Source organism: Streptomyces sp. NPDC049915, assembly GCF_040656475.1.
Classification (GTDB): Bacteria; Actinomycetota; Actinomycetes; order Streptomycetales; family Streptomycetaceae; genus Streptomyces.
The window spans coordinates 322,546-343,370 of the sequence record NZ_JBFAMH010000007.1; the positions used below are offsets into that span (position 1 = coordinate 322,546).

21 protein-coding genes and 1 pseudogene are annotated in these 20,825 nt (G+C 70.8%); 6 read left to right on the top strand and 16 right to left on the bottom strand.

Going from position 1 to position 20,825, the window contains the following annotated elements; all coding sequences use genetic code 11:
- Positions 1-7: 7 nt before the first annotated feature.
- The gene (locus tag AB0J12_RS15750) at positions 8-1,330 is read right to left on the bottom strand and encodes a glycosyl hydrolase (RefSeq protein ID WP_363264839.1); all 1,323 of its coding nucleotides are present in this window, start codon (positions 1,328-1,330) and stop codon (positions 8-10) included.
- A gap of 165 nt (positions 1,331-1,495) precedes the next feature.
- On the opposite strand from AB0J12_RS15750, the gene AB0J12_RS15755 reads away from it, so the two are divergent.
- Together AB0J12_RS15755 and AB0J12_RS15760 are read left to right on the top strand one after the other, a co-directional pair.
- Entirely contained in the window at positions 1,496-2,755 is a 1,260-nt protein-coding gene (locus AB0J12_RS15755; protein WP_363264840.1) for an ATP-grasp domain-containing protein, read from the top strand.
- Positions 2,755-4,020 carry an NAD(P)-binding domain-containing protein gene (locus tag AB0J12_RS15760; protein WP_363264841.1) on the top strand — a complete coding sequence of 422 codons (1,266 nt, stop codon included), beginning with the start codon at positions 2,755-2,757 and terminating at the stop codon, positions 4,018-4,020. Before AB0J12_RS15755 ends, AB0J12_RS15760 begins: the two co-directional genes overlap by 1 nt.
- A 46-nt stretch (positions 4,021-4,066) precedes the next feature.
- Here the strand turns inward: AB0J12_RS15760 and AB0J12_RS15765 are convergent, their stop codons facing one another.
- The 9 genes from AB0J12_RS15765 to AB0J12_RS15805 all read right to left on the bottom strand — a co-directional run bounded on the left by AB0J12_RS15765 (position 4,067) and on the right by AB0J12_RS15805 (position 10,461).
- Positions 4,067-4,945 (bottom strand): LPXTG cell wall anchor domain-containing protein, encoded by an 879-nt coding sequence (locus tag AB0J12_RS15765; protein WP_363264842.1) that lies wholly within the window; start codon positions 4,943-4,945, stop codon positions 4,067-4,069.
- A 136-nt stretch (positions 4,946-5,081) separates the two neighbouring features.
- Positions 5,082-5,342, bottom strand: a complete 261-nt coding sequence (locus AB0J12_RS15770; RefSeq protein WP_363264843.1) for a hypothetical protein — start codon at positions 5,340-5,342, stop codon at positions 5,082-5,084.
- 376 nt (positions 5,343-5,718) lie between these two features.
- The gene (locus tag AB0J12_RS15775; protein WP_363264844.1) at positions 5,719-5,976 is read right to left on the bottom strand and encodes a hypothetical protein; all 258 of its coding nucleotides are present in this window, start codon (positions 5,974-5,976) and stop codon (positions 5,719-5,721) included.
- A gap of 227 nt (positions 5,977-6,203) precedes the next feature.
- Positions 6,204-6,476, bottom strand: coding sequence for a hypothetical protein (locus AB0J12_RS15780; protein ID WP_363264845.1), 273 nt, complete (start codon positions 6,474-6,476; stop codon positions 6,204-6,206).
- Positions 6,477-6,820: 344 nt separating this feature from the next.
- Complete coding sequence (locus AB0J12_RS15785; protein ID WP_363264846.1) at positions 6,821-7,084, bottom strand: hypothetical protein; 264 nt, start codon at positions 7,082-7,084, stop codon at positions 6,821-6,823.
- Positions 7,085-7,468: 384 nt separating this feature from the next.
- Complete coding sequence (locus tag AB0J12_RS15790; RefSeq protein ID WP_363264847.1) at positions 7,469-7,750, bottom strand: hypothetical protein; 282 nt, start codon at positions 7,748-7,750, stop codon at positions 7,469-7,471.
- A 120-nt stretch (positions 7,751-7,870) separates the two neighbouring features.
- The gene (locus tag AB0J12_RS15795) at positions 7,871-8,191 is read right to left on the bottom strand and encodes a hypothetical protein (protein ID WP_363264848.1); all 321 of its coding nucleotides are present in this window, start codon (positions 8,189-8,191) and stop codon (positions 7,871-7,873) included.
- Positions 8,192-8,541: 350 nt separating this feature from the next.
- Entirely contained in the window at positions 8,542-8,793 is a 252-nt protein-coding gene (locus AB0J12_RS15800; protein WP_363264885.1) for a hypothetical protein, read from the bottom strand.
- A gap of 249 nt (positions 8,794-9,042) precedes the next feature.
- Positions 9,043-10,461, bottom strand: coding sequence for an APC family permease (locus tag AB0J12_RS15805; protein ID WP_363264849.1), 1,419 nt, complete (start codon positions 10,459-10,461; stop codon positions 9,043-9,045).
- Positions 10,462-10,902: 441 nt separating this feature from the next.
- Here AB0J12_RS15805 and AB0J12_RS15810 point away from each other — a divergent pair, with 441 nt between their 5' ends.
- The gene (locus AB0J12_RS15810; RefSeq protein ID WP_363264850.1) at positions 10,903-11,751 is read left to right on the top strand and encodes a hypothetical protein; all 849 of its coding nucleotides are present in this window, start codon (positions 10,903-10,905) and stop codon (positions 11,749-11,751) included.
- Between the two features lie 61 nt (positions 11,752-11,812).
- Here the strand turns inward: AB0J12_RS15810 and mmsA are convergent, their stop codons facing one another.
- The 4 genes and pseudogenes from mmsA to iolC all read right to left on the bottom strand — a co-directional run bounded on the left by mmsA (position 11,813) and on the right by iolC (position 15,685).
- Positions 11,813-13,315, bottom strand: coding sequence for a CoA-acylating methylmalonate-semialdehyde dehydrogenase (gene mmsA, locus AB0J12_RS15815; protein ID WP_363264851.1), 1,503 nt, complete (start codon positions 13,313-13,315; stop codon positions 11,813-11,815).
- Between the two features lie 239 nt (positions 13,316-13,554).
- Positions 13,555-13,650, bottom strand: a pseudogene (locus tag AB0J12_RS15820) (5-deoxy-glucuronate isomerase); the annotation flags it as partial.
- Between the two features lie 83 nt (positions 13,651-13,733).
- Positions 13,734-14,702 (bottom strand): deoxyribose-phosphate aldolase, encoded by a 969-nt coding sequence (locus AB0J12_RS15825; protein ID WP_363264883.1) that lies wholly within the window; start codon positions 14,700-14,702, stop codon positions 13,734-13,736.
- 32 nt (positions 14,703-14,734) lie between these two features.
- Positions 14,735-15,685 carry a 5-dehydro-2-deoxygluconokinase gene (gene iolC / locus AB0J12_RS15830; protein ID WP_363264852.1) on the bottom strand — a complete coding sequence of 317 codons (951 nt, stop codon included), beginning with the start codon at positions 15,683-15,685 and terminating at the stop codon, positions 14,735-14,737.
- 209 nt (positions 15,686-15,894) lie between these two features.
- Here iolC and AB0J12_RS15835 point away from each other — a divergent pair, with 209 nt between their 5' ends.
- The gene (locus tag AB0J12_RS15835; RefSeq protein WP_363264853.1) at positions 15,895-16,356 is read left to right on the top strand and encodes a helix-turn-helix domain-containing protein; all 462 of its coding nucleotides are present in this window, start codon (positions 15,895-15,897) and stop codon (positions 16,354-16,356) included.
- A gap of 129 nt (positions 16,357-16,485) precedes the next feature.
- Here AB0J12_RS15835 and AB0J12_RS15840 read toward each other — a convergent pair whose 3' ends face one another.
- Positions 16,486-16,686: a MerR family transcriptional regulator gene (locus AB0J12_RS15840; RefSeq protein WP_363264854.1), complete on the bottom strand. Its 201-nt coding sequence runs from the start codon at positions 16,684-16,686 to the stop codon at positions 16,486-16,488.
- Positions 16,687-16,960: 274 nt separating this feature from the next.
- On the bottom strand, positions 16,961-17,998 hold the full coding sequence (locus tag AB0J12_RS15845) for a zinc-dependent alcohol dehydrogenase family protein (protein ID WP_363264855.1): 1,038 nt from the start codon (positions 17,996-17,998) through the stop codon (positions 16,961-16,963).
- A gap of 170 nt (positions 17,999-18,168) precedes the next feature.
- On the opposite strand from AB0J12_RS15845, the gene AB0J12_RS15850 reads away from it, so the two are divergent.
- Entirely contained in the window at positions 18,169-18,408 is a 240-nt protein-coding gene (locus tag AB0J12_RS15850; protein ID WP_363264856.1) for a heavy-metal-associated domain-containing protein, read from the top strand.
- A gap of 116 nt (positions 18,409-18,524) precedes the next feature.
- Complete coding sequence (locus tag AB0J12_RS15855; RefSeq protein WP_363264857.1) at positions 18,525-20,771, top strand: heavy metal translocating P-type ATPase; 2,247 nt, start codon at positions 18,525-18,527, stop codon at positions 20,769-20,771.
- The last annotated feature ends 54 nt before the right edge of the window (positions 20,772-20,825 follow it).

The following is a 20,825-nucleotide window of genomic DNA, read 5'->3' on the forward strand; positions in this document are numbered from 1 at the left end:
TGCGCGACTACCAGGGGAGGCGGACGCAGATCTTTCTGCCGAGCCAGTATTCGACCCAGTCGCCCAGGTTCAGCGGCGAGCACTTGACCTGATGCTTCACGGGGGGCGTGGCCACCGGCTCGTCCGTCGGGGGCGTGACGGGGGTGGGGTCCGTGGGCACCGGGGACGGCTGGTCACCAAGCCCGTACAGGGCCGCCCGGTAGACCTCCGACGACCTGGGGTTGTCCGTGCACTGCCACACGCCGTGCGGGCAGTAGTCGGTCACCGTGTTGTACAGCGGTTTGTGCTCGGCGATCCAGGCGAGCATGCGCCGCATGTAATCGGCGTTGTCACCGTTGCGGAACAGGCCCCATTCCGGATAGGAAATGGGCTTACCGCGGGATTTCGCGAAAGCCACCTGCTGCTCAAGACCGTAAGGTTCCTTCACCTGTTCGTCGAAGGACATACCCGTCGGCTGGTCATAGGAATCCATTCCGATGATGTCGACCGTGTCGTCCCCCGGATAGCACTCGGTCCAGGGAACGGCGTCCCGGCCACGGCTCGGCGTGAAGTCGAACCGGAATTTCTGGCCGGGCACCGACCGCATGATCCTGACAATTCTGTTCCAGTACGTCTTCCATGCCTTCGGGTCCGGACCGCAGCGATGGGTGTAGGTGGTGCCGTTCATCTCCCAGCCGAGCACGATCACCGTGTCCGGCGCCTGCAGCTTCATCAGCCGCTGGGCCAGGACCAGGAAGTGCCGGTCGAACGCGCCGACCGCGGCCAGCCGCAGCAGCGGGCGCACCTGGGCGTCCGTCAGGTGATCCTCGTTGTGTTCCTGCATGGGCACGTTGAGGACCAGGACGCGGTCGGCCTTCTCGCGCCGCCACTGCGCCCATGGCTCCAGAAAACCGGGCGGGCCCTCGATGTCCCGCCAACTGTTGCCGGGCAGGTAGGTGTGGGCGACCTTCAACTCGGTCCCGCCGAGCCACTGGCTCATCTCTGCCATGCGAGCCACCCCACGGGGGCCGGAGTCGAGAAAGGCGCCGAAGGGCGGGATGCCGGCCCCGGTGGCCGACGCGGTGGCCCCAGGCGCGGGCGTCGACGCAATGGGTGCGGGCAGGACGGACGGCATGCCGGCCGGTGTGGTTGGTGGGAGACCCGTGACCGGCGTCGCCGGTGCGGCCGGGGTGGTCGTGGCCGGAGCGGTCGGCGCGGGGGTGGGAGGGTCGGCGATCCGCCCCACCCCTGCCGCGATTCCGGGACCGGCCGCCAGGGCGATCGACGCGACGACCGTCGCCGCGACCACGGTCAACCGCCCGCAGCGGACCCGTCGCTGCTGTGGAGCCATGACTGCACCTTTCTCCGCCGGACTTCTTTCTCGCCCGCACACTTCCTCTTACGGACACACAGTCATGTCGCTATGAATTCCGCCAGTGCGGTTAGGCTTTCAGGCGGGCCGGGACCGCCGCTCGGGTGAAGAACTCCCCGCGACCGACCCCGAGGAGAAAACTCCGTGTCGCTGCTGGACTTCCGGGTTCCCGCCGTGTTATTGCGGATCGACCGAAACCCTTTTCACCATGGAACGCTGGGGGCCGTGCGCTCGCTTGGCAGAGCGGGAGTCGAGGTGCATCTGGTGGCCGATTCCGCGGAAAGTCCGGTATCCCGCTCGCGTTTCGTGCGTCACCTGCATTCGCCGCCGCCGCCCGGGTCCGGTCCCCGCGACATCGCCGACACACTGCGCAAGGTGGCCGAGCACATCGCGCGCCCCGCCGTCCTGGTTCCGCTGGACGACGCCTGCGCGATCGCCGTCGGCCGCATGCGCGGCGAACTCGCGTCCTCCTACCTGCTGCCCGCCATGCCGGGCGTGCTGCCCGAACACGTGGCCGACAAGGCCGACCTGGCCGCTGTGTGCGCCTCCGTGGGCATCCCGCATCCGCAGACACTGATCCCGGACAGCCCGGCGCAGGCCGCCGCAGCCGCCCGGCGGCTGGGCCTGCCGATGGTGGCGAAGTGGAGCCGGCCCTGGCTGCTGCCGCCCGGCAGCGGACTGCGCAGCACGGTGTTGGTGGGCTCCGCCGGGGAGGCCAGGGAGCTGTACCTGCGCACCGGCCAAGCCGGCAGCGCGCTGCTGCTGCAGAGGTATCTTCTGCCGGGCCCCGACCGCGACTGGTTCTTTCACGGGTACACCGATCAGTGCGGCACCATGCGGGCGAGCGGCTCCGGCCGCAAGCGACGGGCCTGGCCACGCGCTGCCGGGCTGACGGCGGTCGGTTGCTGGACGCCCAACGCCCAGGTGCGGGCGCTCGCCGAGCGACTCACCGGTGAACTCGGCTACCGGGGCGTGTTCGACCTCGACTTCCGGCACTGCGGCGCTACGGGCCGCTACCACCTGCTCGACTTCAACCCACGCCCCGGAGCCCAGTTCCGGCTCTTCTCCGACACCGCCGGGCTGGACGTCGTACGCGCTCTGCACCTGGACGTGACACGCCGTCCACTGCCGCAGGGGGCACCGCAGGCGGGGCGGGAGTTCGTGGTGGAGAACTACGCCCCGCTCGATGCGGTGCGGCCGGCCCCGCAGGGTCGCGAACTGGCCTGGTACGCCCCGGACGACCCGGTACCCGGCCGGGCGATGTGGGCCCTGTGGTGCCGCCATGTGTCCCGCCGGCTGCGGAAGCGGCTGCGCGCCGCCGCGACCGCTCCCGCACCACCGCCCGCGGTGCGCCTGACGGCCGACCCCTCCCTGAACGATGACGAGAAAGCGAGCAGCCGTTGATGTACGACCTTCTGGTGGTGGGCGCCGGCCCGTACGGTCTGTCGATCGCGTCGCATGCCGCGGCCGCCGGACTGAACCTGCGCATTCTCGGGCGTCCCATGGCAGCCTGGCGGGACAACATGCCGCGCGGCATGTTCCTGAAGTCGGAGCCCTGGGCCTCCAACCTCGCAGACCCCGAAAGGCGCTGGCGTCTGGACGCCTACTGCGCGACGCAGGGGGGGACGGCACGCCATGCCGAGCCGATCCCGGTGGCGATGTTCGCCGCGTACGGCCTGTGGTTCGCGTCCAACGCCGTGCCCTCGGTGGACGAACGGACAGTGAGCCAGCTGACGGCTCGTCAGGACGGGTTCGAGGTGGTCACCGAGGACGGGGAGGTGCTGCGTGCCCGGACCGTGGCGCTGGCGGTCGGTCTCATGCCGTTCGTGGAGATGCCGTCCGCGCTGCGCGGACTGGATCCCGCGCTCGTCTCGCACAGCAGCCACCACAGTGACCTCGGCCGCTTCCGCGGCAAGGACGTCACGGTGGTCGGCGGCGGCCAGGCAGCCTTGGAGACCGCGGCGCTCCTCGCCGAACAGGGTACGCGGGTACGGGTATTGGCCCGCGCCGAACAGCTGCGCTGGAACGACGTGCCGCCGCCGTTGCGACGTCCCTGGCGGGAGTCGGCGCGCGCCCCGCACAGCGGTCTGGGCTGCGGCTGGCGCAACTGGTTCTACGCCGAGTGTCCGGACCTGTTCCACCGTCTCCCGGCAGCGACCCGAGCGCGCATCGCGGCCACCGCGCTCGGCCCTGCGGGCGCCTGGTGGCTGCGGAACCGGGTCGAAACCACCGTCGAGGTACTGCTCGACCGCGAAGTCGCCTCGGCCCGAGCGGTTCCGGGCGGGCTGCGGCTCGAAACGGTAAGCCGGTGCGGGGGGTCTGTGTCCCTGGAGACGGAACACGTGATCGCCGCCACGGGGTTCCGGGCAGCCGTGGATCGCCTGGGTCTGCTCGACGCCGAACTCCGCGGGAGCCTGGCGACGACGCCGGAGGGCTTCCCGGTGGTCGGGCGCTCCTTCGAGTCCTCGCACCCCGGGCTGTTCCTGGCGGGCCTGCTGACAGCCTCCGCCTTCGGTCCGGCCATGCGCTTCGTCCACGGCGCGACCTATACGGCGACAACGCTGGTGCAAGGGGTGCGCCGCCGGCTGGGCACCCGCGCACCCGCCGGAACGATTCCGGTACCGGCGGCCGGGGAACGCATCGACGTCTCCTCGGTGGCGCGCCCCTGACGGAGGCTCCGGGTGCCGGGCGTGGTCCGGCACCCGGAGCGGCGCACTACCGACGGGCTCCGGTCCGGCCTCGCCGGTACAGGATGACGCCACCGGTCATCAGCAGCGCGGCCGCGCCCGAGGCCATGAACGTCAGGTCCCCGGCACCCGTGTTGGGCAGGGAGGGTGGCTGCGCGGGCGTCGACGCCGGCGGGGTGGTCGGCGGCACCGTCGCAGGCGGGGTCTTCACAGGCGGAGTGCCGGCGGGCGGTGACGCGGGCGGCGTGGTGGGAGGGGTCGGGGAGGGGGTGTCTCCGTAACCCTCGTCGTCACCGTGCACGTTGACGCCACTCGCGGCGTTGCCGTGACCGTGCCCCTGACCGAGGAGACCGCCGTCCAGCCCGCCACCGTGCCCCTGACCGAGGAGACCGCCGTCCAGCCCGCCACCGTGACCGTGACCGAGGAGACCGCCGTCCAGCCCGCCGCCGTGACCGTGACCGAGGAGACCGCCGTCCAGCCCGCCGCCGCGGCTGGGCACCGGGACGCTGCCGGCCGTGCTGCTGTCGTCTGCGGCCACCGGGACGTCATCAGCCGTGTCGTCGTCGCCGTAACCGGCAGCGCCGGAGTGACCGGTGCGGTTGCTGGCGACGCCCTGCCGACGGCTGTCACTGTGGTCGGCGCCGTGCGCCGCGGGGGCACTCGTGCTGGTGTTGCAGGATTTCTCCGTGGACACGTCCGGCGCGACGCTCCACTGAAGGGACTCGGCACAGTTGGCCTCGGCGTCGGCCACCAGTACATCGGGGAGGGCATGGCCGTAAGCGCCCCCGAGGGGTCCCACCGGGGCCGCCTCGGTGTGCGAACTCGCGAACGCCGGGATGGCGTACAGCGACAGGATGCTCGTCGCGGCGCTGGCCACGACCATTCCCCTGCTCAGGTTCTGTCGCATTCTGGTCGTCTTTCTGATCGAGGAATGGGGAAAGTCGGCCCGGACTTCAGGTCGGGCCTGACATGCCGCCGCTGACTGGGTCCTGGAGGGAGGCGGGTACGGCGGCGACTCACAAGATCCTGCTGCTGAAGAATGCTCAGCGCCTGCCCTTCTTCCTGCCCTTGCGCTGGGAAGCGGCCTCATGTCTGCCGTAGTTGCGTCGCCATTTGATCTGGCGACTGGTCCAGTAATGTGATCCGGTGAAATGCCAGTACCGACAGTCCGAACATCGGTAAATACGGTCGGGAATTCTCTCCAGCAGTGGCTGCTTGACCAGCCAGGCCCGCGCCTCGACCTCAGTGTGAAACGAGGCTTTTCCCGTTTCCGGACAACGCGGCAGGATGATCACCTCAACCACATTCCCTCCGAGGCATGACGCGGGCAGCTCCTCTTCAGCCTGAGGACGGGACCGATAGTGCAGCACCGGAGAATTCCCGCTCAAGCAGCCGACACCCTTTCAGGTGAGCGCCGGAAGGATTTCATCCACATGGCCCAAGAAGCGCAGCTGATGTGAATTACATACCGAGACGATTCATACGGGGAAAGGATTGATGACGAACGCGGGTGAGCGCGCCCGGTCATCCCCGAGAAACAACTCAGCGACCATCACGGTGATGGTCGCTCACATTCATGACAGAAAAAGTGGTCGCCCTTGGGCGCCGGGCGCGGCGCCGGCCCGACGCCCAAGGGGCAGGCCCGCACCGCAGGACCCACCCCCTGGGCCAGTCACCCGATCACTGATCGGGGCCGACCTGAGTGCAGAAATTGCCGATGTTCGTGTTCGTGACGCTCTCACCGAGGACGGTGAGCGGTGCGTTGACCGTCACCAGCGAAGCCGTGAACTCCTGGTCGCAGTCCAGAGACTGCGCGTTCCCGACGGCGGGGCGGGGCGCCTGACCATCACAGGCCACCGCCTGGGCGGCACCGGCCGCCGTCAGACCGATACCACTGATGACGCTGGTCGCCAGCATGACCTTCTTCAGCCTGCGCATCCGTACCTCCATGTGTTGACTCGTGGCGACGACTGACGCGCCGCCGCCTGACATAGCAAGAAAAGAGAGGGACACCGGGCTCCTACCGCCGGGACATCCCGCCTTCTGTAATGAATCGGACCTCATCCGCGTCCCGAGCTGACGGGCCGGTCGGTGCGCCGGCGGAAGGACGAGGAGCGGGTCCTGCACCCGACAGGGCGGGACCCGCTCGGTCCGGCGTTCTGAAGTCAGCCCTCGATGGATCCGATGACCGTGCAGAAGTTGCCGATGTTCTGATGGTTGTCGTCACCAACGATGGGACCATTGGTGAAGAGGGTGCCGCCGTCGAAGGACTGGTCGCAGTCCACCGCCTGCAGGTTGTTGATGTGCGGGCCGTCGTAGTCGCTGCCCCCGTGGGCGCTGGCGACTCCGCCGCCGACGAGGCCAATGCCGCCGACCATGAGGGCTACGGCCGCGGCCTTCTTGAGCTTCTGCATCGTCTCTCCGATGTCCTTACGCACACGGCCCTCCTTACGGATCGTGTGCAACTGGTCACCGACGATAACACGGGCCCCCACTTAATTCGCCATTCCAGATACACCCGAAAGAGTGGCACTAATGGTGCCATTTGGTCGTGATATCCAGTCGAACAAAGGCACCCGGCATCGGACGCCACCACGGCCGAGTGCGACCCGAGGAACGGCGAATGCGACACCCCCGAAGACCCACAACAAAGTGCCCCCGACAGGTAACGGCACAAGGAGTTCACATTCCTCGCGCGTACCATCGGAGGCACTTTCCGCTCTCAGCCCGGAATTCGACACCGTCCCGAGGAGCGGGACCCGCTGGGCCCGGCGTTCTGAAATCAGTCCTCGATGGATCCGATGACCGTGCAGAAGTTGCCGATGTTCTCAGTGTTGTCGCCAGTGGACACGTCGGGCGTGTTGACGAAGCCGGCGCCGGCGTCGAAGGACTGCTCGCACTTGACGACCTGCAGGTTGTCGACCGAGTACGGACCGTCGTCGGCGCTGGCGACCCCGCCACCGACCAGGCCCATGCCGCCGACCATGACCGCTACCGCGGCGACCTTCTTGAGCTTCTGCATCATCTCTCCAGTTTCCTCACGCACTCGACCGTCCTTACCGACCGTGTGCGGCTCGTCACAGACGATAACACGGATCTCACGTAAGCCCCTATTCCCGACACGTCCGACCAGGTGATTACAAACCGCTTATTCACCTATTTATGACAATCGCAGAATGTCAATCCGTCTGATCCCCTTTTCACCCTTCGAACAAGCATGATCGCCCGGTCGGCCCCTGTCGGAGCCGGCCGGGCGATCATGAAGGCCGATCGAGCGGTGTCACTTCGCGCAAACGACTGTCGCCGCCGCCCGTCCATGCGTTGCGGATCCACGGACGGGCGGCGGCGACCACACGCATCAGACGGGTGTGGGCGAGTGCATCACCAGAGGATGCGGACCATTGCCCTATCGCCGCAGAACCCCCTGCAATCAGCCGTCGACGGAACCGATCACCGTGCAGAAGTTGCCGATGTTCTCGGTGTTGTCGCCAGTCGTCACGGCGGGGATGTTGGCGAAGGCGGTGCCGCCGTCGAAGTCCTGGTCGCAGTCGACGACCTGCAGGTTGTGGACGTACGGAAGCGAGCCGTCGTAGTCCTGGCCGCCGTGGGCGCTGGCGACACCGCCACCGACCAGGCCCATGCCGCCGACCATGACCGCTACCGCCGCGACCTTCTTGAGCTTCTGCATCGTCTCTCCGATTTCCTCACGCACACGACCCTCCTTACGGACCGTGTCCGACTCGTCACAGACGATAACAGTCACTGAGCTTGCCGCTGATTTCCGACACACCCGACCGAGCGCCACCGATCGAGTGATGCACGGGTTGCCCCGTCAGGGGGTGCAGAGCGTGGTGCTCGCGCCGCTCGCCTGCACCGTCGCGCAGACCCGCGGAACTCGGGGCACGGTGACGCTGACGGCCTGGCTCACCTTGGCCTGGACCGTTTCCCGCGCGCTCAGCAATTCGGTGCCGCCCGCAGTGATGGTCACGTCGACCGTCTGCGCCTCGGCGCAGTAGAGGCTGACGGTGACCGTGCTGGTCACCGTGGTGTCGAATTTCTGGATGCCGACGGCGCAGGGGAGGTCCTGCCGTGCCGCAGCCTGCGCGGGCACGACAGCGACGAGCGGCGCGGAAGCCAGCAGCGCGATGACCATCGAACGAAGCATGCGGTGCGACAAGGGTCCTCCCAGGGCCACTGGGGCAACCGGCCATGGGCGATCACCCTGGCTCACGGCGCCCGATTGTGTCTTGTGTACCTTTTCTGAGAGATGTGATCATGGGGGCGCGCACCATGCCATGGGCTGCCCGGCCGATCACTCGAAAGGGCGGCGCATCCTCCGCCCACCGGCCCAGTAGACCCCGTCCTTGCCCGCGAGCCCGCGGGAGACGAGGGCCCAAGAGAACCAGCACGTACGTCAGGGAGAGCGCGGTGCCCTGTGCCCTGGACAGTCCTGGTCGACAGCCGGAAAGCCGAGGCTGACCACGGAGTCCGTCCGGCCCTGCGTCAGCAGGGTGGGTGCCTTGATGCCGTCGCTGACGGCGGACGGTGAGCGTTCTTCCAGGAGCCGCCGGCGGCGTCCGGGGTGCCGGACTCGTCGACGCGGTGGTCGTGTCCGGCGGGCCGGCGCATGTCGTCCTTGCTGCCGTCGAAGCCGTGCCCCAGCAGGACGGTGGGGTGGCGTGCCGGTGGCGCCGCCGCTGAAGTAGGAGGTGCGCGCGTCCCGGCCGTCGCCTGCGAGCACCGCACGGCGGCCATCAGCCGGCGCGGGCCCCTTCAGCAGCCCTCGCAGCGGGGCTCGCCCTGTCCCTTCGGCGGCCGGTGAAGATCCATGCACCAACGGCACGGGGCTCGGGGGGTGCCGGCCCGGCCCGGCGTACTTGGCCCGTGGCACGCCGGGTCGGCGGCATCAGGCCGCCGGCGACTACGTCCCTGCTGCGTATTCCATGCGGGCGAGGGGGACGGCGGATCGCCGGCCGTGTGGCGACGTGGGGATTCGCAGGACCGTCAGGCCTGCGCCGCCTCCGGGGCGCGGTCGTCCTCCGGGATCGACACCAGCCAGCGGGTCTCGCGGCGCGGGCGGAGGTAGAGGGCCCAGTAGAGGGTGGCGACGGCCGCGATGCCGCCGGTCCACAGCAGGTAGCTCGCCTCCTGCTGGGTGAGGATGTACGCGAGAACCGCTATCAGCAGGACCGGCATCGCGGGCCACAGCGGCATCCGCCAGGCGGCCGTGTGCTGGTGGGAGCCGCGGCGGGAGAGCAGGGCGGCGATGGCAACCAGCAGGTACATGCCGGTCACGGACACGCCGGTCACACCGTAGAGGGTGTCGAGGTTGACGAAGCACAGGATCGCGCCGGGGACGCCGACCGCGAGCGTGGCCACCCAGGGGGAGCCGAAGCGGCCGAGCTTGGAGAAGGCGTTGTTGACCGGCTCGGGCCAGGCCTTGTCGCGGGCGGAGGCGAAGAGCACGCGGGAGTTCTGGATGACCATGACGATGCCCGCGTTGATGATCGCGAGGGCCACGCAGAGGCTGACGAAAGTGCCCACGGCGGAGTTGGACCAGGCGGTGACCATCGAGCCGATGTCGCCGCCGGTGAGCTCCTCGAGGTCGCCGGCGCCCATGGTGATGGCGACGACCGGGACCAGGATGACCACCGTGGAGATGGCGAGGGTGGCCAGGACCGTGCGGGCGACGTTGCGGCGCGGGTTCTCCAGCTCCTCGGAGAGGTAGATGGCGGTGGAGAAGCCCTGGGTGACGAAGAGGGCGATGGCGAGGCCGGAGACGACCAGCATGGCGGTCACGGTGTCGGTGTGGCCGCCGGTGCCGGCCACCTGCATGGACAGCAGGCTGCCGGCCCCGCGGTGGCCGTGGGTGAAGCCGAGCAGCGCCACCACACCGGCGGCGATGACCTCCAGGACCAGGAAGATGCCGGTGATCCAGGCGTTGGCGCGCAGGTCGAGCAGACCGGCCAGAGTGGCGAGCAGCATCACGCCGGCGCCGGTCAGGGACGGGTCGAGGTGCACGATCGGGGCGAGGTAGTCCGCCGTGCCCATCGCGATCACCGGCGGCACGATCATCACGACCAGCAGTGACAGCACGAAGACCAGCCAGCCCGCCAACCGCCCGGCCAGCGTGGACACGATGGCGTACTCGCCGCCCGCGCTGGGGATGAGGGTGCCCAGCTCGGAGTAACAGAACGCCACGGCGATACAGAGGAGGGAGCCGATGGCGATCGTCAGGGCTGTGGCGGTACCGAGCGAGCCGAACAGGTCGGGGACCACCACGAAGAGCGTGGACGCGGGGGTGACGCAGGACAGTGTCAGCAGCGTGCCGCCGACCACTCCGATCGAGCGCTTGAGCTTTTGGGGTGCCTCTGAGGCGGCCTCCAGGACGGCGTTCTCGACTGAGCGGAGCGTGTCGGTCATGCGGCGGTTCCGATCGACTCGTGTGACTGCGGTGGGGTCGGGAGCGCTATCGCCTCCGGCGGATCGTCGTACGTCTCTGTCATCCGCTCCCGGCGCTGAATGGAACCCCGACGAAAACCGTCACGTCAATGGCCGATTACCTTCGGATTCCGCACTTGCGGAAGGGTGACCTTGACATCACTTTCCTAGGCCGCGACGTCCTATTGGCGGTACCAACAAGACCGTTCGCCATGTGACCTTGCTTTCCAAGGTCATCTAGCGCTAACCCCTTCGTCACCCGTTTCGTCCGGGGTAAACGGGAACCGCAGCCAAGGTGTCAAAAAAATGTCAGCACGTCCGGTATCCGGACGGCCGCGGAGGCCCCTGGACGCCGGTCGGTGTTGTCAGAGGGGGCCGATAGAGTCGGCGACACAGTTGAATCACAGCTACGGGTGGGGACTCATGAAGCTGAAGCACACGGCCGTCTGGGTGGGGTTCACAGCGGCGGCGCTGCTGACCGTGTCCGCGTGCGGTGCGCAGACGACGAAGAAGGCGGCCGATGTCGCCGAGACCGCGCAGAGCCGGATCATGGCGGCGCTGAGCCGGGCGACGGACCAGACGCAGAACCTCGGCTCGGCCGAAGTGCGCATGAGCACCGACCTCGGCAACGGCCGCGCGCCGGTCACCGCGGAGGGCACCTACTCCTGGGGCAAGGGTTTCGCCTTCGACGTCGAGATGGACACCAAGGCCGCCCAGATGCAGCAGGTGCACGCGGCCCCGAAGACCCGCATGATCTTCCTGGGCGGCGCCTACTACTACGACATCGACCCGCAGCCCTCCGGCCCGCTCAAGGGCAAGGAGTGGATGAAGGTCGACGCGTCGGCGCTCTTCGGCGACAAAGGCGCCCAGGCGTTGAACGGCAGCAGCGGCGCCGGCAGCCCCTCGGCTTCCATGAGGGGCCTGAAGTACGCGAACGACGTGGACGACCTGGGCACCGAGACCGTCGACGGGCAGCGGGCGCACCACTACAAGGCCGTCATCGACCGGGCGCACATGGGCCGGTTCAAGGAGGCCTACGGTGACGACGACAGCCTCTTCGGCTCCATGACCGGCGGCGTCGACTCGATCACCATGGACGTCTGGGTCAACGGCAAGGACCTGCCGGTGCGCATGAAGCAGCAGCTCGGCAGAGCGACGGTCACCATGGACTTCGAGAAGTTCGGCGCCACGGCGACCGTCACGGCGCCGCCCGCCGCGCAGACCGGGGACCTCACCGACGCGATCAAGGCGCGGCAACAGCAGCAGGGCTGACCACACGCCGGTGCCCCGCCCTCCCCTCGGAGGCGCGGGGCACCGGTGTCACGCGGACGCGTCAGTGGTTGCGCGGGAAGCCCAGGTCCACGCCCGCCGGGGCGTCGGCCGGGTCGGGCCAGCGGGTGGTGACGACCTTGCCGCGGGTGTAGAAGTGCGTGCCGTCGTTGCCGTAGATGTGGTGGTCCCCGAAGAGGGAGTCCTTCCAGCCGCCGAAGGAGTGGTAGCCCACGGGCACGGGGATCGGGACGTTCACGCCGACCATGCCGGCCTCGATCTCCAGCTGGAAGCGGCGCGCGGCGCCGCCGTCCCGGGTGAAGATCGCGGTGCCGTTGCCGAACGGCGAGGCGTTGATGAGGGCCACGCCCTCCTCGTAGGTGTCCGCGCGCAGCACGCACAGCACCGGACCGAAGATCTCGTCCTGGTACGCCTTGGCGCCGGCCGGCACCTTGTCCAGCAGGGACAGACCGATCCAGTGGCCGTCCTCGAAGCCCTCGACGGTGTAACCGGTGCCGTCCAGGACGACCTCGCAGCCCTCGGCGGCGGCGCCCTCGACGTAGGAGGCGACCTTGTCCCGGTGGGCCTTGGTGATCAGCGGGCCCATCTCGGACGCCGGGTCGTTGCCCGGACCGATCTTGATCTTCTCGGCACGCTCACGGATCTTCTCCACCAGCGTGTCGCCGATCGCGCCCACGGCGACGACCGCGGAGATCGCCATGCAGCGCTCACCGGCGGAGCCGTAGGCGGCGGAGACGGCCGCGTCGGCGGCGGCGTCGAGGTCGGCGTCGGGCAGGACCAGCATGTGGTTCTTGGCGCCGCCGAGGGCCTGCACCCGCTTGCCGTTGGCGGAGGCCGTGGTGTGGATGTAGCGGGCGATCGGGGTGGAGCCGACGAAGGACACCGCCTTGACGTCCGGGTGCTCCAGCAGCCGGTCCACGGCCACCTTGTCGCCGTGCACGACGTTGAACACGCCGTCCGGCAGCCCGGCCTCCGCGAACAGCTCGGCGATGCGCATCGACGCCGACGGGTCCTTCTCGCTCGGCTTGAGCACGAAGGTGTTGCCGCACGCGATGGCCATCGGGAACATCCACATCGGCACCATCGCCGGGAAGTTGAACGGCGTGATGCCCGCGACCACGCCCAGCGGCTGGCGGATCGAGGAGACGTCGACCCGGCTGGCGACCTGGGTGGACAGCTCCCCCTTGAGCTGGACGTTGATCCCGCACGCCAGGTCGACGATCTCCAGGCCGCGGGCCACCTCACCGAGCGCGTCGGAGTGCACCTTGCCGTGCTCGGCGGTGATCAGCGCGGCGATCTCGTCGCGGTGCGCGTCCAGCAGCGCCCGGAAGCGGAACATGATCGTCGTGCGCTGGGCCAGCGACGACTGGCCCCAGGTGAGAAAGGCGTCCTGGGCCGCCGCGACGGCCGCGTCCACCTCCTCCACCGACGCGAAGGCGACCTTGGTGGTGACCTCGCCGGTCGCCGGGTCGGTGACCGGACCGTAGGCGCCCGACGTGCCCTCGGCGGTCTTGCCGCCGATCCAGTGGTTGACGATCTTCGTCATGCCCAGTTACTCCTTCGCAGATGGCGGCGTCGGGTCGAGACGTTGCCGTGGGTAGTGCTCGTGTGCCGGGACCGCCGACGGGTGGGTCGCGCTCGCGGCACGTATACATCCCAGCAGGCCGGGGCGGGCAGCGCGCCCGACACTCTGTCTGCCGTTTGGGCGTCGGCATAGACACCGGGGCGGAAGCGGACGGACGGGACGAGAGAGGGAGGGGAAGGGAGAGGGTGGGGAAGGGAACGGTCGGCGGGGACCTCCGGCGCGGGGCCGTAGCGGGCGGGGAGTCGTCGCTCGCACTTCGCTCCTGCCAGGGCGAAGCGGCCTCCCGCGCCGGAGGCGTTCGGTGGGATTCCCTCACCCGCGGTACCGGGCGCTGACTGCACCGTACAAGCAGCGTGGGGCGCGAGGTAGGGGATCGTGTTCACGGTGTCCGTCCCGGTCGCCCGGGCAGCAGGGCGACGGCCGCGTCGACGGCGGCGGCCACGTCGCCGTCCGGCGGGTAGAGCAGGGAACGGCCGACCATCAGGCCGCGCACGGTGGGCAGCCGCAGCGCGCCGCGCCACTTCTCGAACGCGGCGGCCCGGTCGTCGTCGCCGTCGCCGACGTCACCGCCGAGCAGCACGGCGGGCAGCGTGGAGGCGGCCATCACCGCGGGCATGTCGTCGGGGTCGTCGGTGACGGGGACCTTCAGCCAGGTGTAGGCCGAACTGCCGCCGAGACCCGAGGCGATCGCGATCGACCGGATCACGGCCTCGGCCGACAGGTCGTTGCGCAGCCGGCCGTCGGCGCCGCGGCGGCTGATGAACGGCTCGACGAAGACCGGCAGCCGGCGCGCGGCCATCGCGTCGACGGCACGGGCGGCGGCCTCCAGCGTGGCGAGCGAGCCCGGGTCGTCGTAGTCGATCCGCAGCAGCAGCTTGCCCGCGTCGAAGCCGAGCCGCTCGAGGTCCTCGGGCCGGTGGCCGGTGAAGCGGTCGTCCAGCTCGAAGCGGGCGCCGGCCAGTCCCCCGCGGTTCATCGAGCCCATGGCGACCTTGCCGTCCAGGGCGCCGAGCAGCAGCAGGTCCTCCAGGATGTCGGCGGTGGCGAGGACGCCGTCGACGCCGGGGCGGGCGAGCGCGACGCACAGCCGGCGCAGCAGGTCGGCCCGGTCGGCCATCGCCAGGTGCCGGCCGCCGACGCCGAGGGCGCCGCGGGCCGGGTGGTCGGCGGCGACGATCATCAGCCGCCCTGCCTCGGCGAGCAGCGGCCGGCGCGCACGGCGGGCGGCGGCCTCGGCGATCGCCTCGGGGTGATGGCTGCGGATGCGGACGAGTTCGGCGACATCGACCTCGACGGTGGGTCCGCCGTGGCCCGGGTGCCCGGATCCGCCGCCGTCCTCGTACGGCAGGTGGTGGTCGGCCCCGCCGACCCTGCCCGCTCTCACCGGACCGCCCCCGCGTCCAGGGCGGCCTTCACCTCGGCGGACGTCGGCATCGCGGAGGAGCACTCCAGGCGGGAGGCGACGATGGCGCCGGCGGCGTTGGCGTGGCGCATGGTGGTCTCCAGGTCCCAGCCGGCGAGCAGCCCGTGGCACAGGGAGCCGCCGAAGGCATCGCCGGCGCCCAGGCCGTTCAGCACGTTCAGCGGCAGCGGTGGGACCTCGGCGGTGTCCCCGTCGCGGTGGACGGCGAGGACGCCCTTGGGTCCCTGTTTGACGACGGCCAGCTCGACCCCGTCGGCCAGCAGCGCGCGGGCGGCGGCGTGGGGATCGCGGTGGCCCGTGGCGACCTCCACCTCGTCGAGGTTGCCGACGGCGACGGTGGCGTGGCGCAGGGCCTCGGCGTAGAAGGGACGGGCGGCGTCCGGGTCGGCCCAGAACATCGGGCGCCAGTCCAGGTCGAAGACCGTGTGGCCGGACTTGGCGCGGTGGGCGAGGGCGCTCAGGGTCGCGGTGCGGCTGGGCTCCTCGCTGAGCCCGGTGCCTGTGACCCAGAAGACGCGTGCCGCGCGGATCGCGTCCAGGTCGAGCTGGTGGGGGTCGATCTCCAGGTCCGGGGCCTTGGGCCGGCGGTAGAAGTACAGCGGGAAGTCGTCCGGCGGGAACACCTCGCAGAAGGTGACGGGGGTGGGCAGTCCCGGTACGGGTGTCACCCAGCGGTCGTCGACGCCGAAGCCGCGCAGCGCCTCGTGCAGGTAGGTGCCGAACGGGTCGTCGCCGGTGCGGGTGATGACGGCCGTACGGCGGCCGAGGCGGGCGGCGGCGACGGCGACGTTGGTGGCGGAGCCGCCGAGGAATTTCCCGAAGGTGGTCACCTCGGACAGCGGGACCCCGGTCTGCAACGGGTACAGGTCCACGCCGATCCGCCCCATGGTGATCAGGTCGTACGCCATCGGCTTCCCTTCGTCACCCGGGAGGTCCCGGCGCGCTGCCGCTTCTCCCGGCCGTCCCGGCTCTCCCCGGTTTTCTAGTCCCGTACGCGAATCCCTGTCAATGTTTTGTCCGGACATTCGGACGAGATTCTGTCAGCGCAGGCGTGCCCGGCGAGCGCCCGACCCCCCTCTCCCCGTTCACCTTCCGTGCGCGGCCGGGTCGTAGCACCATGAGTTCCCTCCGGCGGGGCATGGGCGGGGCGCGGATGGCGGACGTGGTGCCGGCGCGGGCCCGCGGCGTACTCCCCGTACCGCGCCTGGCGCAGGAGGCCGGCTGGAGCGTGCGGCAGCTGGAGAACCGGTTCCGCCAGCAGAGAGGGCTGAGCCCGAAGGCCGCCGCGCGGGTGCTGCGGCTGGAGCGCACCCGGCGGCTGCCGACGGCCGGGCGCAGCCAGGCGGAGACGGCGACCGCCTGGGGCTTCTACGACCAGGCGCATCCCAGCTGCGAGTTCAAGGCGATGACCGGCTGTACGCCGGGCCGGTTCGCGGCGGCGCGACGGCTCACGCCGGGCGGGTCCGGGGTGGCCGACCGGGTCAGCGGCGAGGCGACGAGCCTGCTGCCGGCGGCGGGCGGTGTCACGACGGCCCGTTCGGGTGGTGCGGATTTCTCCAAGACCCGCACGCGGCACTGACGGCAGGCTGTGCGGCGAGCCGGTCGCGTATCCGCGGGGGGACGGCGGGGAAGCCGGCGGGCCGGGCCTGTCGCAGCGGGCCCGGCCCGCCTCTCCGCATGGGTACGGAGAGGGGACGGGCCGGGCGTGTCAGCCTTGGCGGCGGCCCCGGTTGCGCGGGCGGGAGGCCACCCAGGCCCGGACGGTGTCGGCGTACCAGTAGGGCTTGCCGCTCTCCACCTGGTCGGGCGGCGGCAGCAGTCCGTGCTTGCGGTAGGAACGGACGGTGTCCGGCTGCACATTGATGTGCGCCGCGATCTCCTTGTACGACCAGAGCCTGCGGTCGGTCATGTCGTGCACCTCCCTGCGCGCGCCACAGCGGCGGCCGTCGGGCGGCCGTCGAGGGAGCCGGGCGCTGCGCCGGCGATCACCAAGCGTCTGCTCGGTGAACGACGCGGACGGCGGGTGGGCAGGGGCTGTCGAACGCGTGTGACGCAACGCCCGCGTATGCGCGACATATGCGACAGGACCGGGACGTTCGTGACACGAGTGCAACAAACGCGTACACCGGCGCCGGCGCGCGACGCGTTGCGCTCGCGCCGCCGGGCGGCGAGGTCGGTCACCGTCAGGGCTCGATGACCGTCACGCCCGCGCCCGCCGACGTACCCATCGCCGCCAGCGCGGCCGGGGCGTCCGCGAGCGGGATGGTGGAGGTGACCAGCAGGTCGGGGCGCAGGGCGCCGGCGCGGACCAGTTCCAGCATCGCCGGGTAGGTGTGCGCGGCCATGCCGTGGCTGCCGAGCAGTTCCAGCTCCAGGGCGATGGCGCGGGCCATGGGCACGGGCGTGGTGCCGTCGGCGGAGGGAAGCAGTCCGACCTGGATGTGACGGCCGCGGCGGCGCAGGGAGTTCACGGAGGCCGCGCAGGTGACGGGTGCGCCGAGCGCGTCCAGGGAAAGGTGGGCGCCGCCGCCGGTGAGGTCCCGTACGGCGGCGGCCGTGTCCGTGACGCGACCCGCGTCCACGCACTCCACCGCGCCGAAGCCGCGCGCCAGTTCCAGGGCCCGGGGCGAGACGTCGACCGCGACCACCCGGGCGCCCGATGCGGCGGCGATCATCACCGCGGACAGGCCCACGCCCCCGCAGCCGTGCACCGCGACCCACTCCCCCGCCGCGACCCGGCCCTGCTGCACCACCGCGCGGAACGCCGTGGCGAACCGGCAGCCGAGCGAGGCGGCCGTCGCGAAGGTCATCTCCTCGGGCACGGCGACGAGGTTCACGTCCGCGTGGTCGAGGGCCACGTACTCGGCGAACGACCCCCAGTGGGTGAAGCCGGGCTGGGCCTGCCGCTCGCACACCTGCTGGTCGCCTGCCGCGCAGGCGGCGCAGCTGCCGCAGGCGCAGACGAAGGGCACGGTGACCCGGTCGCCGGGCCGCCAGCGGGTCACTCGGGCGCCCACGGCCTCCACCACCCCGGCCAGTTCGTGCCCGGGGACGTGCGGGAGGCTGATGTCGGGGTCGTGGCCCTGCCAGCCGTGCCAGTCGCTGCGGCACAGCCCGGTGGCCGCCACCCGCACGACGACGCCGTGTCCGGCGGGCGCCGGGTCCGGCACCTGCCGCACCTCGGCCCGCTCGCCGAACCGCTCGAACACCACAGCGCGCATACGTCCCTCCCTCACCCTCCGGCCGTCTTCCACCGCACGCTACCCGGCGGCTGCCGACGCGCCGAGGGGCGGCCCGGCGATGGCGTGATACCCCCTAGGGGTATAATCTGAGAGTGTGGCGGCCCGCGCGGCCCCCACCGACCCCACATGCTTCGATGAGGAGTAACGACATGACCGCCCACACCGACACCCCTGGTTCCCTCACCACCGTCTACAAGGTGAGCGGCATGAGCTGCGGACATTGCGAGGGCTCCGTCTCCGCCGAGATCTCCGGGATCCCCGGCGTCACCTCCGTGCAGGCCGTCGCCGCCGCCGGCGAGGTCACCGTCGTCTCCGCCGCCCCGCTGGACGAGGAGGCCGTGCGCGCCGCCGTCGACGAAGCCGGCTACGAGCTGGTCGGCAAGGCCTGAGCCGCGCCGCCGCGCACCTGCGGCCGCGCACCCTCGCGCAACCGTCCCGACCCGGGCCGTACCGACCAGCTGATACTGGATCCGTACGGCCCCGGTCCGTTCCCAGGAGTACGCGCATGACCAGCACCGCACCGGCACCCATGACCGCCTCCGCCGAGACCTCCCAAGTCGAGCTGCTCATCGGCGGGATGACCTGTGCGTCCTGCGCCGCGCGCGTGGAGAAGAAGCTCAACCGGATGGACGGCGTCACCGCCACGGTGAACTTCGCGACGGAGAAGGCGAAGGTGGTCTACCCCGCCGGCCTGGAGGTCGCCGACCTGATCGCCACGGTGGAGAAGACGGGATACACCGCCGAGGAACCGGCGCCGCCGCCCGAGGAGCCGCAGGACACCGCGGTCCAGCCGGACCCCGAACTGGCCGCGTTGCGTCAGCGGCTGATCGTCTCCGCCGTGCTCGCCGCGCCGGTCGTCCTGCTGTCGATGGTGCCGTCCCTGCAGTTCGACAACTGGCAGTGGCTGTCGCTGACCCTCGCCGCACCCGTCGTCGTCTGGGGCGCGTGGCCCTTCCACAAGGCCACGTGGACCAATCTGCGGCACGGCGCGGCCACCATGGACACCCTCGTCTCCGTCGGTACGGCCGCTGCGTTCGGCTGGTCACTGTGGGCGCTGTTCCTCGGTGACGCCGGCATGCCCGGGATGCGGCACGGCTTCGACTTCACGCCCGCGCGCGGCGATGCCTCCTCCACGCTGTATCTGGAGGTCGCCGCGGGCGTCACCGCGTTCATCCTGCTCGGCCGGTACCTGGAGGCCCGCTCCAAGCGCCGCGCCGGTGCCGCGCTGCGGGCGCTGATGGAGCTGGGCGCGAAGGACGTGGCCGTGCTGCGCGCCGGCCGCGAGGTGCGCATACCGGTGTCCCGGCTCGCCGTCGGCGACCGGTTCGTGGTCCGGCCGGGCGAGAAGATCGCCACCGACGGCACGGTCGTCGAGGGCGTCTCCGCCGTCGACGCGTCGATGCTGACCGGTGAGTCGGTCCCGGTCGACGTGGGCACCGGGGACGCGGTGACGGGGGCGACGGTCAACGCCGGGGGCCGGCTGGTCGTCGAGGCAACCCGGGTCGGTGCGGACACGCAGCTCGCCCGCATGGCCAAGCTGGTCGAGGACGCCCAGAGCGGCAAGGCCCAGGTGCAGCGGCTCGCCGACCGCATCTCCGGGAGCTTCGTTCCCGTCGTCCTGCTGATCGCGGCCGCCACCTGCGGCGGCTGGCTGGGCGCGACCGGCGACGCGAGCGCCGCGTTCACGGCCGCCGTCGCCGTACTGATCATCGCCTGCCCGTGCGCGCTGGGCCTGGCCACGCCGACCGCGCTGATGGTGGGCACCGGGCGCGGCGCGCAGCTCGGCATCCTCATCAAGGGACCCGAGGTGCTGGAGTCCACCCGCCGCGTCGACACCGTCGTCCTGGACAAGACGGGCACGGTCACCACCGGCCGCATGACCCTTCAGGAGGTGTACGTCGCCGACGGCGCCGACGAGAAGGAGGTGCTGCGGCTCGCGGGCGCTCTGGAGCACGCCTCAGAGCACCCGATCGCCCGCGCGATCGCGGCCGGCGCGGAGGAGCGGGCCGGTGCGCTGCCCGGCGTGGAGGACTTCACGAACGTGCCCGGCCGGGGCGTACGCGGGCGTGTGGACGGGCGCGAGGTGTCCGTGGGGCGCCTCTTCGACGCGCTGCCGCCGGAGCTGGCCCGAGTGCGGGAGGAAGCCGAACAGGGCGGTCGTACGGCGGTCGTCGTCGGCTGGGACGGCGAAGCGCGCGGGGTGCTCGCGGTGGCGGACGCCGTGAAGGAGACCAGCGCGGAAGCCGTCGCGCGGCTGCGCGGGCTCGGCCTGACGCCGGTGCTGCTGACCGGGGACAACCGGACGGTCGCCGAGGCGGTGGCGCGCAGCGTCGGCATCGACGCCGGGCACGTGTACGCCGAGGTGCTGCCCGAGGACAAGGTGGACGTCGTACGGCGGCTGCAGGGCGAGGGGCGGACGGTCGCCATGGTCGGCGACGGCGTCAACGACGCGGCGGCGCTCGCCACGGCCGATCTGGGGCTCGCGATGGGCACGGGCACGGACGCGGCGATCGAGGCGAGCGATCTGATGCTGGTGCGCGGGGATCTGCGGGTGGCCGCGGACGCGATCCGGCTGTCCCGGCGGACGCTGTCCACGATCAAGGGCAACCTGGTGTGGGCCTTCGGCTACAACGTGGCCGCGCTGCCGCTGGCCGCGGCGGGGCTGCTGAACCCGATGATCGCGGGGGCGGCGATGGCGTTCTCGTCGGTGTTCGTGGTGACGAACAGCCTGCGGCTGCGGGCGTTCCGGTGAACTGTGTGTGATGTGTTCGTCACAGCTCAAGAACCGAACTCCTCTGGAGTCCGG

What these genes read in the sequence shown, in the direction of transcription:
- AB0J12_RS15750 (WP_363264839.1), bottom strand. Translation starts at nt 1,330, where the DNA reads ATGGCTCCACAGCAGCGACGGGTCCGCTGCGGGCGGTTGACCGTGGTC.
- AB0J12_RS15760 (WP_363264841.1), top strand. Translation starts at nt 2,755, where the DNA reads ATGTACGACCTTCTGGTGGTGGGCGCCGGCCCGTACGGTCTGTCGATC.
- AB0J12_RS15765 (WP_363264842.1), bottom strand. Translation starts at nt 4,945, where the DNA reads ATGCGACAGAACCTGAGCAGGGGAATGGTCGTGGCCAGCGCCGCGACG.
- AB0J12_RS15775 (WP_363264844.1), bottom strand. Translation starts at nt 5,976, where the DNA reads ATGCGCAGGCTGAAGAAGGTCATGCTGGCGACCAGCGTCATCAGTGGT.
- AB0J12_RS15795 (WP_363264848.1), bottom strand. Translation starts at nt 8,191, where the DNA reads ATGGTCATCGCGCTGCTGGCTTCCGCGCCGCTCGTCGCTGTCGTGCCC.
- AB0J12_RS15800 (WP_363264885.1), bottom strand. Translation starts at nt 8,793, where the DNA reads ATGGCCGCCGTGCGGTGCTCGCAGGCGACGGCCGGGACGCGCGCACCT.
- AB0J12_RS15805 (WP_363264849.1), bottom strand. Translation starts at nt 10,461, where the DNA reads ATGACCGACACGCTCCGCTCAGTCGAGAACGCCGTCCTGGAGGCCGCC.
- AB0J12_RS15810 (WP_363264850.1), top strand. Translation starts at nt 10,903, where the DNA reads ATGAAGCTGAAGCACACGGCCGTCTGGGTGGGGTTCACAGCGGCGGCG.
- mmsA (WP_363264851.1), bottom strand. Translation starts at nt 13,315, where the DNA reads ATGACGAAGATCGTCAACCACTGGATCGGCGGCAAGACCGCCGAGGGC.
- iolC (WP_363264852.1), bottom strand. Translation starts at nt 15,685, where the DNA reads ATGGCGTACGACCTGATCACCATGGGGCGGATCGGCGTGGACCTGTAC.
- AB0J12_RS15835 (WP_363264853.1), top strand. Translation starts at nt 15,895, where the DNA reads ATGAGTTCCCTCCGGCGGGGCATGGGCGGGGCGCGGATGGCGGACGTG.
- AB0J12_RS15840 (WP_363264854.1), bottom strand. Translation starts at nt 16,686, where the DNA reads ATGACCGACCGCAGGCTCTGGTCGTACAAGGAGATCGCGGCGCACATC.
- AB0J12_RS15845 (WP_363264855.1), bottom strand. Translation starts at nt 17,998, where the DNA reads ATGCGCGCTGTGGTGTTCGAGCGGTTCGGCGAGCGGGCCGAGGTGCGG.
- AB0J12_RS15850 (WP_363264856.1), top strand. Translation starts at nt 18,169, where the DNA reads ATGACCGCCCACACCGACACCCCTGGTTCCCTCACCACCGTCTACAAG.
- AB0J12_RS15855 (WP_363264857.1), top strand. Translation starts at nt 18,525, where the DNA reads ATGACCAGCACCGCACCGGCACCCATGACCGCCTCCGCCGAGACCTCC.